Consider the following 13,102-nt stretch of genomic DNA (forward strand, 5'->3'; position numbering starts at 1 on the left):
CACGACATGAATAATCGACGGAATGGACTGTTTCGTAACAGCCTGTTTTACATTGTGATCTTCTTGTTGATCATTGGTGTGTTTTATCTATTTAATGGTAATAACACCAACTCACAATCCCAAGAAATCCAATCGAGTCAGTTCGTCAAAGACCTGAATGCGAATAAGATTAAGAGCTTCTCTATTCAGCCTTCTGGGGGCGTCTACAAGATTACCGGGGAGTACCGGAACGCGCAAAAGCGGACCACGAATACCGGCTTCAGTCTTGGCGGGTCACAAAGTACCGCTGTGACTGGCTTTAGCACCCAAGTCTTGACCAATAACTCGACGGTTTCTGAGATTGACAAGACCGCCAAGCAGCACAATGTCAAGATGAATACCAAAGCGGAAGAATCCAGTGGTTTCTGGCTCAACCTCTTAGTGTATGCAGCACCATTGGTAATTTTCTTCTTCTTCTTCTACATGATGATGGGTCAAGCCGGCCAAGGCGGCGGCAATGGCCGAGTCATGAACTTTGGGAAGTCCAAGGCCAAGCCGGCGGACAGTAAAGAGAACAAAGTACGGTTCTCCGATGTCGCTGGTGAGGAGGAGGAAAAGCAAGAACTGGTCGAAGTGGTCGAGTTCTTGAAGAATCCGCGTAAGTTTGTATCGTTAGGCGCTCGGATCCCATCTGGGGTCTTGCTAGAGGGCCCGCCAGGAACTGGTAAAACGTTGCTGGCGAAGGCCGTGGCTGGTGAGGCCGGCGTTCCATTCTTCTCGATTTCCGGTTCGGATTTCGTGGAAATGTTCGTCGGGGTCGGGGCCAGTCGTGTCCGGGACCTGTTTGAACAGGCCAAGAAGGCCGCACCTTCCATCATCTTTATCGATGAAATTGATGCGGTTGGTCGTCAACGGGGTGCCGGCATGGGCGGTGGCCACGATGAACGTGAACAAACGTTGAACCAATTGCTGGTTGAAATGGACGGGTTTACCGGGAGCGAAGGGGTCATCGTGATGGCCGCCACTAACCGTTCCGATGTGTTGGACCCCGCGCTGTTACGGCCAGGTCGGTTTGACCGGAAGATTCTGGTTGGTCGCCCAGACGTTAAGGGCCGGGAAGCCATCCTGAAGGTTCACGCCAAGAACAAGCCATTAGCGAACGACGTTGATTTGAAGGAAATTGCCAAGCAGACGCCCGGCTTTGTCGGGGCCGACTTGGAAAACCTCTTGAACGAAGCGGCTTTGTTGGCGGCACGACGCAATAAGACTCAAGTGGACGCTTCTGACTTAGATGAAGCCGAAGACCGGGTCATTGCCGGGCCAGCCAAGAAGGATCGTGTGGTCAGTCCCCAAGAACGCAAGACGGTGGCTTACCACGAAGCCGGACATACGATTGTGGGGTTAGTCCTCAACGATGCCCGGGTGGTCCACAAGGTGACGATCGTTCCGCGGGGCCGTGCTGGCGGGTACGCCATCATGTTGCCACGGGAAGATCAGATGCTGATGTCCAAGAAGGATGCCATGGAACAGATTGCCGGGTTAATGGGTGGTCGGACGGCCGAAGAGTTGATTTTCCACTCCGAATCGTCCGGAGCTTCCAATGACTTCGAGCAAGCCACGCAGATTGCGCGGGCCATGGTCACCCAATACGGGATGAGTGACGCTGTCGGAACGGTGGCGTTGGAAAGTGGCAGTGGCCAACCATTTGCGGGGGCCGGCTACTACAACCAACCTGCTTACTCTGAACACACGTCTAATCTGATTGACAGTGAAGTGCGGCGGATCATCAACGAAGCCCACGACACTGCCCGGAAGATTTTGGAAGAGCATAAAGCGGAACACAAGATTATTGCGGAAGCCTTGCTGAAATACGAAACGCTGGACGAAAAGCAAATTCTCAGTCTATTTAACACTGGGAAGATGCCGGAAAAGGACAGCAACAACGAATTTCCTAGCGAAAAGGCGGCGACGTTCGAAGAATCTAAGCGCGAACTAGAACGGCGAGAAGCTGCTCGTCACGCCAACACCGAAGCTAAATTAGCTTCGTCTGCGGCCAATGATGCGCAAGAAGACGCACAATCATCTTCTGCAGCGGATTCTGCGGCTAGCTCAGCTACCGATGACTCGTCGAAAAACGATCATCAGTCGAATGATCCTGAATAATCGCCCGATGAAGGGGACTGGAAGTCATTTCCGGTCCCTTTCTTATTTGCAAATAATGTTTTTTTTGGTATGGTAGGGCATGGTAAAAACGATCGATGAAAGGAATGACTCAGATAATGGCAGATTATTTAGTAAAAAGCTTAGTGGCCAATGGCATGTTTCGGGCCTACGCGGTCGACGCGACCGATACGGTGGCGGAAGCTCAACGGCGTCATGATACCTGGAGTGCGGCTACGGCGGCCTTGGGACGAACCATGATTGGAACCATGTTACTGTCCACGTCACTCTTGAAGGGGGACGAAAAGCTAACGGTGAAAGTCAACGGCCACGGCCCTGTGGGGGCTATCGTGGTCGATGGCAACGCCAACGGAACGGTGAAGGGTTATCTGCAATACCCCCACACCAGCTTACCGTTAAACGCTAAGCACAAGTTGGATGTGAAGAAGGCCGTCGGGACCCAAGGGATGTTGACGGTCACCAAGGATCAGGGATTGGGTCAACCTTACACGGGTCAGGTTCCCCTCATTTCGGGAGAACTAGGAGAAGACTTTACCTATTATCTGGCAAAGTCCGAACAGATTCCGAGCTCCGTGGGGGTCTCCGTTTTTGTGGAACCAGATAACTCGGTTAAGGTGGCCGGGGGATTCATGATTCAGGTCATGCCGGGGGCGACGGACGAGGCCATTGCCCGACTAGAAAAACGGCTAAAGGAAATGCCAATGGTTTCGGAATTGCTCTTGGACGGTCAGAAACCAGAGGACATCTTAAATCTACTGTTTAAGGACGAAGACGTTCAAATTCTACAGAAGCTCCCCGTTGAATTTAAGTGTGACTGTTCGAAGGGCCGGTTCGCGGCGGCTTTGGCCTCCGTTTCGGCGGCAGCCATCCAAGAGATGATTGACGAAGACCATGGAGCGGAAGCGGTTTGTCATTTCTGTGGTAACAAATACCAGTTCTCCGAGGATGAATTGCGCGCAATTCTGGCGAAAGCGCAGGCCAAGTAATGCTGAATACGCCGTGGCAAATTGGAGACGTGACCATTCCCAATCGCGTGGTGGTTGCCCCCATGGCGGGGGTAACTAACGTAGCCTTTCGGGTGATCTGTAAGGAGTTTGGTGCGGGATTGGTTGAATGTGAGATGATCTCGGGTCAGGGGATCCACTACCATAATCAACGGACGTTAGCCATGATGGCCGTCAACCCTCACGAACATCCCATGAGTATTCAGATCTTTGGCGGGACTCAGGACACGTTGGTGCAGGCGGCCCAGTTTGTTGATCAACATACCCCGGCTGATATCATTGATATTAACATGGGATGTCCCGTCAATAAGGTGGTTAACACGGAAGCGGGGGCCAAGTGGTTGCTCGATCCGGACAAGGTTTACCAGATGGTTAGCGCCGTGGTCGCAGCGGTCCATAAGCCGGTGACGGTTAAGATGCGCACGGGTTGGGACGACCGCCACCTGTATGCGGTGGAGAATGCCTTGGCCGCCGAGAAAGCGGGAGCGAGTGCCGTTGCGATGCATGGGCGAACGCGTAAGCAGATGTATCAGGGCCACGCGGATTGGCAACTATTATCTCGGGTTGCCAGTCAGCTAACGATTCCCTTTATGGGGAATGGTGACGTCCGGACCCCGGAAGACGCTAAGCGCATGTTGACCGAGGTTGGCGCGGATGCGGTGATGATTGGTCGTGCCGTGATGGGTAACCCGTGGTTGTTGAAGCGGGTGAATCAGTATTTGCAAACCGGGGAACTGTTACCCGAGGCGACACCCGAACAGAAGATTGCGTGGGCCCAAGAACACTTACACGCCCTGTGCGTTGCCAAGGGTCCTCAGGATGGTCCCCGGGATTTTCGCAATCAGGTGGCCTACTATCTTAAGGGGATACCACATGCTGCACGAACGAAGGTGGCGTTAACGGACGCGACGGATGAAGCCACGATGCAGACGTTACTTGAAGATTTTTTAACTAAGCTAACGGTGCGCAATCGGCAGCGGCCGGTGCTCCGTTATCGTTAAATGAACGACGCTTTTCTCTGTTTGGGGAAGGGCGTTGTTTTATTTTGCTTTTTTATATAAAAGTGCTTGACCGGATTGAGAATGATTGATATGATATTATCTGTTGTCGCAAAGCAACGAGATGCATAAAAATCAAGTTTGTGGATAGACATTCAAATTGAAATTTGTGCTTGACGTTGACTAAGCCAACTGATACAATGATTTATGTTGTCGATAAGGACAGCAGCGAAAAACAATCGAATTTGAATTTTGAATATATATTCAAAATTGATTGAAAAAAGTTGTTGACAAGAAATTGACGACATGCTATACTTTAAAAGTTGTCACGGAGCAATTGCTTCTTATGACAACTTGGTAGACCTTTGAAAACTGAACATTGTTTCGACAAACCAAATATGTGTAGGGCGGTTTGAACTTAGGTTTAAACCCAAACAATATTTGCGAAGTCAATTCGCTTTAAAAATGTAACAACAATCGATGAGCTATTCGAGCTTATCATCTTTTAAGATGAGAGTTTGATCCTGGCTCAGGACGAACGCTGGCGGCATGCCTAATACATGCAAGTCGAACGAGTTCCCGTTGATTGACGTGCTTGCACTGATTTCAACATTGGAACGAGTGGCGAACTGGTGAGTAACACGTGGAAAACCTGCCCAGAAGCAGGGGATAACACTTGGAAACAGGTGCTAATACCGTATAACAACAAAAACCGCATGGTTTTTGTTTGAAAGGTGGCTTCGGCTATCACTTCTGGATGGTTCCGCGGCGCATTAGCTAGTTGGTGAGGTAAAGGCCCACCAAGGCGATGATGCGTAGCCGACCTGAGAGGGTAATCGGCCACATTGGGACTGAGACACGGCCCAGACTCCTACGGGAGGCAGCAGTAGGGAATCTTCCACAATGGACGAAAGTCTGATGGAGCAATGCCGCGTGAGTGAAGAAGGGTTTCGGCTCGTAAAACTCTGTTGTTGAAGAAGAACGGGTGTCAGAGTAACTGTTGACATCGTGACGGTATTCAACCAGAAAGCCACGGCTAACTACGTGCCAGCAGCCGCGGTAATACGTAGGTGGCAAGCGTTGTCCGGATTTATTGGGCGTAAAGCGAGCGCAGGCGGTTACTTAAGTCTGATGTGAAAGCCTTCGGCTTAACCGAAGAAGTGCATCGGAAACTGGGTAACTTGAGTGCAGAAGAGGACAGTGGAACTCCATGTGTAGCGGTGGAATGCGTAGATATATGGAAGAACACCAGTGGCGAAGGCGGCTGTCTAGTCTGTAACTGACGCTGAGGCTCGAAAGCATGGGTAGCGAACAGGATTAGATACCCTGGTAGTCCATGCCGTAAACGATGAGTGCTAAGTGTTGGAGGGTTTCCGCCCTTCAGTGCTGCAGCTAACGCATTAAGCACTCCGCCTGGGGAGTACGACCGCAAGGTTGAAACTCAAAGGAATTGACGGGGGCCCGCACAAGCGGTGGAGCATGTGGTTTAATTCGAAGCTACGCGAAGAACCTTACCAGGTCTTGACATCTTCTGCCAATCTTAGAGATAAGACGTTCCCTTCGGGGACAGAATGACAGGTGGTGCATGGTTGTCGTCAGCTCGTGTCGTGAGATGTTGGGTTAAGTCCCGCAACGAGCGCAACCCTTATTATCAGTTGCCAGCATTCAGTTGGGCACTCTGGTGAGACTGCCGGTGACAAACCGGAGGAAGGTGGGGATGACGTCAAATCATCATGCCCCTTATGACCTGGGCTACACACGTGCTACAATGGACGGTACAACGAGTTGCGAAGTCGTGAGGCCAAGCTAATCTCTTAAAGCCGTTCTCAGTTCGGATTGTAGGCTGCAACTCGCCTACATGAAGTTGGAATCGCTAGTAATCGCGGATCAGCATGCCGCGGTGAATACGTTCCCGGGCCTTGTACACACCGCCCGTCACACCATGAGAGTTTGTAACACCCAAAGCCGGTGGGGTAACCTTCGGGAGCCAGCCGTCTAAGGTGGGACAGATGATTAGGGTGAAGTCGTAACAAGGTAGCCGTAGGAGAACCTGCGGCTGGATCACCTCCTTTCTAAGGAATAATACGGAGGCTACACATACTTTGTCGAAACAATGGTCAGTTTTGAGGGGTCTACCCTCAAACCTTATGTGCTTTTTTGGGCGTATAGCTCAGCTGGTTTAGAGCGCACGCCTGATAAGCGTGAGGTCGATGGTTCGAGTCCATTTATGCCCATTGACCGTAAGGTCGATATGGGGAATTAGCTCAGATGGGAGAGCACCTGCTTTGCAAGCAGGGGGTCAACGGTTCGATCCCGTTATTCTCCATTGATGCGAGAGCATCAAGTTTGTTCTTTGAAAACTAGATATTATCAATTATTTTCCTTTAATTATTAAAGATAATTAAACCGAGAACACCGCGTTTATTTTGAGTTTTTTAATTAGTTTATTCGCTAATACTCAATTAATCAGCGGTCACGAAGTGACCGTTAGGTTAAGTTATGAAGGGCGCATGGTGAATGCCTTGGTACTAGGAGCCGATGAAGGACGGGACTAACACCGATATGCTTCGGGGAGCTGTACGTAAGCTTTGATCCGGAGATTTCCGAATGGGGAAACCCAATCATCTTTACCGATGATTACAACTTGACGAATACATACTCAAGTTGAGGCAGACGTGGGGAACTGAAACATCTAAGTACCCACAGGAAGAGAAAGAAAAATCGATTCCCTAAGTAGCGGCGAGCGAACGGGGAACAGCCCAAACCATCGAGCTTGCTCGGTGGGGTTGTAGGACTGAACATTTGAGTTACCAAAGTTAAGGATAACCGAAACATCTGGGAAGGTGTGGCAGAGCGGGTGATACCCCCGTAGGTGAAATCGTTAACCCTCAGTTCAGGATCCTGAGTACGGCCAGACACGTGAAACCTGGTCGGAATCCGGGAGGACCATCTCCCAAGGCTAAATACTCCCTAGTGACCGATAGTGAACCAGTACCGTGAGGGAAAGGTGAAAAGCACCCCGGAAGGGGAGTGAAATAGTTCCTGAAACCATGTGCCTACAATTAGTTAGAGCCCGTTAATGGGTGATAGCGTGCCTTTTGTAGAATGAACCGGCGAGTTACGTTAATTTGCAAGGTTAAGGTGTTAAGACCGGAGCCGTAGCGAAAGCGAGTCTGAAACGGGCGTTTCAGTAAGTTGACGTAGACCCGAAACCAGGTGACCTACCCATGTCCAGGTTGAAGGTGCGGTAAAGCGCACTGGAGGACCGAACCCGTGTATGTTGAAAAATGCTGGGATGAGGTGTGGGTAGCGGTGAAATTCCAAACGAACTTGGAGATAGCTGGTTCTCTCCGAAATAGCTTTAGGGTTAGCCTCGGATTTAGAATCGTGGAGGTAGAGCCACTGTTTGGACTAGGGGCCCGTCATGGGTTACTGAATTCAGATAAACTCCGAATGCCACAGATTTATATCCGGGAGTCAGACGATGAGTGATAAGATCCACCGTCGAAAGGGGAACAGCCCAGACCACCAATTAAGGTCCCTAAATATGTGCTAAGTGGAAAAGGATGTGGAATTGCATAGACAGCTAGGATGTTGGCTCAGAAGCAGCCACCATTTAAAGAGTGCGTAATAGCTCACTAGCCGAGTGACTCTGCGCCGAAAATATACCGGGGCTAAGCACATTACCGAAATTGTGGACGCGACTATGTCGCGTGATAGGAGAGCGTTCTAAGGGCGACGAAGCTAGATCGCAAGGACTAGTGGAGCGCTTAGAAGTGAGAATGCCGGTATGAGTAGCGAAAGATCAGTGAGAATCTGATCCACCGAATGACTAAGGTTTCCTGGGGAAGGCTCGTCCTCCCAGGGTTAGTCGGGACCTAAGCTGAGGCCGTAAGGCGTAAGCGATGGATAACAGGTTGATATTCCTGTACTAGTTAATATTGTTTGAACGATGGGGGGACGCAGGAGGCTAAAGCAAGCGCACGATTGGAAATGTGCGTTCAAGCGTCAAGTCTAGTGATGAGTCAAATGCTTATCGCTAAGGACAAGGCGTGATGAGGACCGAATTTTAGTAGGGAAGTGCTCCATGTCACACTGCCGAGAAAAGCTTCTAGTTAGATATTAATTACCCGTACCGCAAACCGACACAGGTAGTCGAGGAGAGTATCCTAAGGTGAGCGAGTGAACTCTCGTTAAGGAACTCGGCAAAATGACCCCGTAACTTCGGGAGAAGGGGTGCTACACGCAAGTGTAGCCGCAGTGAAAAGGCCCAGGCGACTGTTTATCAAAAACACAGGTTTCTGCAAAATCGTAAGATGAAGTATAGGGGCTGACGCCTGCCCGGTGCTGGAAGGTTAAGTGGATGAGTTAGCTTCGGCGAAGCCCAGAAATGAAGCCCCAGTAAACGGCGGCCGTAACTATAACGGTCCTAAGGTAGCGAAATTCCTTGTCGGGTAAGTTCCGACCCGCACGAAAGGCGTAACGATCTGGGCACTGTCTCAACGAGAGACTCGGTGAAATTATATTACCTGTGAAGATGCAGGTTACCCGCGACAGGACGGAAAGACCCCATGGAGCTTTACTGTAGCTTGATATTGGGTGTTGACACAGCTTGTACAGGATAGGTCGGAGCCGTAGATATCGGAACGCTAGTTTCGATGGAGGCGTTGGTGGGATACGACCCTCGCTGTGTGAACACTCTAACCCGCGCCACTTATCGTGGCGGGAGACAGTGTCAGGTGGGCAGTTTGACTGGGGCGGTCGCCTCCTAAAAAGTAACGGAGGCGCCCAAAGGTTCCCTCAGAATGGTTGGAAATCATTCGACGAGTGTAAAGGCAGAAGGGAGCTTGACTGCGAGACAGACAGGTCGAGCAGGGACGAAAGTCGGGCTTAGTGATCCGGTGGTACCGTATGGAAGGGCCATCGCTCAACGGATAAAAGCTACCCTGGGGATAACAGGCTTATCTCCCCCAAGAGTCCACATCGACGGGGAGGTTTGGCACCTCGATGTCGGCTCATCGCATCCTGGGGCTGTAGTCGGTCCCAAGGGTTGGGCTGTTCGCCCATTAAAGCGGTACGCGAGCTGGGTTCAGAACGTCGTGAGACAGTTCGGTCCCTATCCGTCGCGGGCGTAGGAAATTTGAGAGGAGCTGTCCTTAGTACGAGAGGACCGGGATGGACATACCTCTGGTGTACCAGTTGTGCCGCCAGGCGCATCGCTGGGTAGCTATGTATGGATGAGATAAACGCTGAAAGCATCTAAGTGTGAAACTCGCCTCAAGATGAGATTTCCCATTCCTTTATGGAAGTAAGACCCCTGAGAGATGATCAGGTAGATAGGTTGGAAGTGGCAGCACCGTGAGGTGTGCAGCGGACCAATACTAATCGGTCGAGGACTTAACCAAGTAATGGTGTTCTCAAAGAAAATCAATTGGTAATATCTAGTTTTGAGGGAATAAGCTCTCAATAGTGTGGTGGCGATAGCCTGAAGGATACACCTGTTCCCATGCCGAACACAGAAGTTAAGCTTCAGCACGCCGATAGTAGTTGGGGGATCGCCCCCTGCAAGGATAGGACGTTGCCACGCGATTATTCCGGCATAGCTCAGTTGGTAGAGCACCTGACTGTTAATCAGGTTGTCGACGGTTCGAGCCCGCCTGCCGGAGTCGTGCTAGAATTTTAGCCAGTATGCCGGCTTAGCTCAGCTGGTAGAGCATCGGTATCGTAAACCGAGGGTCGGGGATTCGAATTCCTCAGCCGGCATCCTTAAGAAGCGTTGACCATTTGGTCAGCGTTTTTTTGTGTCTTAATATTTGAATGAGTTTGGCTAGAGCGGTATCTAAATGGGCAGGAACCGTTCAGCGCCGTGACGCTTACGCTGAACGATTGAGGATCCCTACAATAAACAGAATTATAACCGCTAGCTTAACCGCTATTTTCGGCGGCTGAGTGTCCTGAAAACTACCCAGTAAAGGATGAAATTTCGGCATTATAAGGCAGTTAACAGCCGAGGACGGCGGCTCGATAGTCTATGGTATAAACGCTAATACACCTAATCTCACGTGACAGGAGGGTTTGATAGGTAGTGGTGAAAGTGAACCGAGCGGTCTGGCTGCTTGCCTATTCGTTGAGCGGAGGTGCTCGAACTCAGTACCTGGAAATTTCCTTCGAATGATAATTGGGGAGCGCCATTTGATTGAAAATTCACTGCACCTAAGTTAAACCCGTCTTTTCAACTGTCATTAGCCAGGCCAACATCCAAAAAACTTTAAAATTGGTATAGCTCAATGACGATAAAATGGTCTAGTTGAAAGTATGCTGCAATGATGGCGATTATACAACTATTTTCAATATTGATTTTTACATATTTGCTATTGTGGTCTACTCGACTTAGTGCTATCCTTAACTTATCGAAGAACGAATAGGGAGATGCGCATTATGAAGAATGTATTGTTAGTTTGTGCTCAAGGAATTTCTAGTCACTTATTTTTAGGCGAAGCCAAGCGAGTTGCTGAGACACGCCAAGCTCCTTTACACTTCAGTGCAACGAGTCTTGCCGAATTGACGCCAGAACTGATTGCACAACAGGATCTAGTCCTGTTGGCCCCCCAAGCGGCGTACCACAATCAAATTGATGCCTATACCGCCCAAAATGTCCAGGTGGCGGTAATTCCGAATGATATTTATGGGTGGCTCAATAGTGAGGCGCTCGTGAAGTTTGCGAACCAAACGTTAAATGCGGTTGTCGCTCCGGCTATGGCTAGCTTATAAGATGGTTCCCAGCAACGAACAGTTAGCCATGCAGGTATTATTAGCGGCTGGCCAGGCCAAACAGGTGCTATTACAGGCCGTTGCCGCACAACGTCAGGGGCATGCCTTGAACTTACAGCCTGGACGCGCTCAACTGGTGACTGCTCATCAAGCCCAGAATCAGTTGACGGCCCGCTTAGCCGACCAACACCTAGCACCTAACGTTTTAACTTGCCACGCCATGGACACGTTGATGGCCGTTGAGAGCAATTATGAGTTGATTCAAGCATTATTGTCAAAATCTGAATGAAACTTAAAAAATCCAGCCCTGAGAGGCTGGATTTTTTGAATTAAATTTAGGGGTGAAGGACTAATCCATTCGGAAGCGTTTTTAAGATAGAAATGAATAAAAAATAAGAAGATTGCATGAGATGGCTAATTTTTTATTCATTATTCGGTCGGGGTTTTAACGGCTTTGAAGGCGATTACATTCCGAAAAACGTTGCTTAATAACGTTTCATGGATTATAATTATCACTGTGTTTTATGAGAGGCCTATGAGATGTTCATACACTTCGTAGCCGACCGTTATTCCTTACGGAGCATAAATATTGTTTTTGACGAATGCAATGGAGGTATTATCAATTTGAATAACAAATCGGAAGTCAGCCAAGATAAATCATTCTTTGGCCAACCACGTGGGTTATCCACTCTGTTCTTCACTGAAATGTGGGAACGGTTCAGTTACTACGGGATGCGCGCCATCCTGATCTACTACATGTACTATTCCGTCACTAAGGGCGGGTTAGGGTTCGATCAAGGAACTGCTGCCTCGGTGATGTCCATCTACGGATCCATGGTTTACCTTTCCTCTGTTTTAGGAGGATATCTGAGTGACCGAGTTTGGGGGAGTCGCCGGACCGTCTTTATCGGTGGGGTTCTCATCATGTTCGGGCACATTGCGTTATCGGTTCCTGCCGGTAAAATGGCCTTATTCGTTTCCATCTTATTAATCGTCTTAGGGACCGGTCTGTTGAAGCCTAACGTTTCCGAAATGGTTGGGAGCCTGTATGATGCAGGGGATCCACGACGGGACTCTGGGTTTACGATTTTCGTCTTTGGGATCAACTTAGGGTCCTTGGTGGCCCCTTATTTGGTTGGGTGGCTTGGTTTAAGCTACAACTTCCATTTAGGGTTCTCCTTAGCCGCCATCGGGATGTTCTTAGGATTAATCCAGTATTGGGTTGGCGGGCGTAAGTACCTGAGCAAGGACAGCTTATACCCAGCCGATCCACTGGAACCCGGTGATATGAAAAAGTTGACCGTACGGGTCATCATCGGCTTAGTGGTCTTCGCCTTAGTGCTGTTATTAATGAGTATCTTGGGTGCTTTAAACATCAACAACTTCGTGCTGCTATTATCAATCATTGCGATTGCCACACCAGTTGTTTACTTTACGGTCTTCTTGACCAGTAAGAAGGTTACGGCGACCGAACGGAAACACGTGTGGGCTTACTTAGGCCTGTTCATCGCGGCCGCTATCTTCTGGGCCATCGAAGAACAAGGGTCATCTGTCTTAGCCTTATTCGCGGCTAACCAGACTAACAACAACTTCCTGGGGCTCCACATCTTGCCAGCTTGGTACCAGTCACTGAACCCATTGTTCATCCTGATCTACACGCCAATCTTTGCGATGCTGTGGGATCGTTGGGGGAAGAACCAACCAAGTTCACCCGCTAAGTTTGCCACTGGGATGATCTTTGCCGGGATTTCTTACCTGATCATGGTGATTCCTGTGACGATGTTTGGTTCAGGAACCAAGGTAAGTCCCCTGTGGTTAGTTGGGAGTTGGGCCGTGGTTGAAATCGCCGAATTACTGATTTCACCAATCGGGTTGTCCGTGACGACCAAGTTAGCGCCACGGGCCTTCCAGTCACAAATGATGAGTATGTGGTTCTTAGCAGATTCCGCCGGCCAAGCGGTCAACGCGCAAATCGTTAAGCTCTACACGCCAGGGAACGAAGGCGCCTACTTCATGGGGGTCGCCATCGTGGCCTTAGTTGCCGGGCTTATCTTATTCGCCCTAGTTAAACCAATCAAGAGTTTAATGGCGGGGATTAAATAACCCCATTAATGATGAAAAAGTGCTACGCTAGGTCAAACTAGTGTGGCATTTTTTTATGGAAAGGGG

General features: G+C 49.7%; 6 protein-coding genes, 4 tRNA genes and 3 rRNA genes. All 13 read left to right on the top strand.

All coding sequences use genetic code 11. The features are described 5' to 3' along the window. The first annotated feature begins 6 nt into the window (after positions 1 to 6). The 13 genes from ftsH (at position 7) to RI501_RS04060 (ending at position 13,036) form a co-directional block, all read left to right on the top strand. Complete coding sequence (gene ftsH / locus RI501_RS04000) at positions 7 to 2,142, top strand: ATP-dependent zinc metalloprotease FtsH (protein ID WP_313820466.1); 2,136 nt, start codon at positions 7 to 9, stop codon at positions 2,140 to 2,142. Between the two features lie 116 nt (positions 2,143 to 2,258). After that, positions 2,259 to 3,146 (top strand): Hsp33 family molecular chaperone HslO, encoded by an 888-nt coding sequence (hslO, locus tag RI501_RS04005; RefSeq protein WP_313820467.1) that lies wholly within the window; start codon positions 2,259 to 2,261, stop codon positions 3,144 to 3,146. Continuing rightward, positions 3,146 to 4,165, top strand: a complete 1,020-nt coding sequence (gene dusB, locus RI501_RS04010) for a tRNA dihydrouridine synthase DusB (protein WP_313820468.1) — start codon at positions 3,146 to 3,148, stop codon at positions 4,163 to 4,165. Before hslO ends, dusB begins: the two co-directional genes overlap by 1 nt. A gap of 503 nt (positions 4,166 to 4,668) precedes the next feature. After that, positions 4,669 to 6,234 (top strand): 16S ribosomal RNA (locus tag RI501_RS04015). Positions 6,235 to 6,321: 87 nt separating this feature from the next. Further along, positions 6,322 to 6,396: transfer RNA gene (locus tag RI501_RS04020), tRNA-Ile, on the top strand. 19 nt (positions 6,397 to 6,415) lie between these two features. Then, positions 6,416 to 6,488, top strand: a tRNA-Ala gene (locus tag RI501_RS04025). 164 nt (positions 6,489 to 6,652) lie between these two features. After that, a 23S ribosomal RNA gene (locus tag RI501_RS04030) occupies positions 6,653 to 9,567 on the top strand. Positions 9,568 to 9,632: 65 nt separating this feature from the next. After that, a 5S ribosomal RNA gene (rrf, locus tag RI501_RS04035) occupies positions 9,633 to 9,749 on the top strand. Together the 16S, 23S and 5S rRNA genes with 4 tRNA genes alongside form the textbook arrangement of a ribosomal RNA operon. A 6-nt stretch (positions 9,750 to 9,755) precedes the next feature. Further along, positions 9,756 to 9,828 (top strand) — tRNA-Asn (locus RI501_RS04040). A gap of 24 nt (positions 9,829 to 9,852) precedes the next feature. Then, positions 9,853 to 9,925, top strand: a tRNA-Thr gene (locus RI501_RS04045). A gap of 675 nt (positions 9,926 to 10,600) precedes the next feature. Further along, on the top strand, positions 10,601 to 10,933 hold the full coding sequence (locus RI501_RS04050) for a PTS sugar transporter subunit IIB (protein WP_313820469.1): 333 nt from the start codon (positions 10,601 to 10,603) through the stop codon (positions 10,931 to 10,933). Between the two features lie 28 nt (positions 10,934 to 10,961). Further along, the gene (locus tag RI501_RS04055; protein WP_313820470.1) at positions 10,962 to 11,222 is read left to right on the top strand and encodes a PTS lactose/cellobiose transporter subunit IIA; all 261 of its coding nucleotides are present in this window, start codon (positions 10,962 to 10,964) and stop codon (positions 11,220 to 11,222) included. A 335-nt stretch (positions 11,223 to 11,557) separates the two neighbouring features. Then, positions 11,558 to 13,036, top strand: coding sequence for a peptide MFS transporter (locus RI501_RS04060; protein WP_313820471.1), 1,479 nt, complete (start codon positions 11,558 to 11,560; stop codon positions 13,034 to 13,036). Positions 13,037 to 13,102: the final 66 nt, after the last annotated feature.

Source organism: Levilactobacillus zymae (assembly GCF_032190635.1).
Lineage (GTDB): Bacteria > Bacillota > Bacilli > Lactobacillales > Lactobacillaceae > Levilactobacillus > Levilactobacillus zymae_A.

What these genes read in the sequence shown, in the direction of transcription:
- ftsH (WP_313820466.1), top strand. Translation starts at nt 7, where the DNA reads ATGAATAATCGACGGAATGGACTGTTTCGTAACAGCCTGTTTTACATT.
- dusB (WP_313820468.1), top strand. Translation starts at nt 3,146, where the DNA reads ATGCTGAATACGCCGTGGCAAATTGGAGACGTGACCATTCCCAATCGC.
- hslO (WP_313820467.1), top strand. Translation starts at nt 2,259, where the DNA reads ATGGCAGATTATTTAGTAAAAAGCTTAGTGGCCAATGGCATGTTTCGG.
- RI501_RS04055 (WP_313820470.1), top strand. Translation starts at nt 10,962, where the DNA reads ATGCAGGTATTATTAGCGGCTGGCCAGGCCAAACAGGTGCTATTACAG.
- RI501_RS04050 (WP_313820469.1), top strand. Translation starts at nt 10,601, where the DNA reads ATGAAGAATGTATTGTTAGTTTGTGCTCAAGGAATTTCTAGTCACTTA.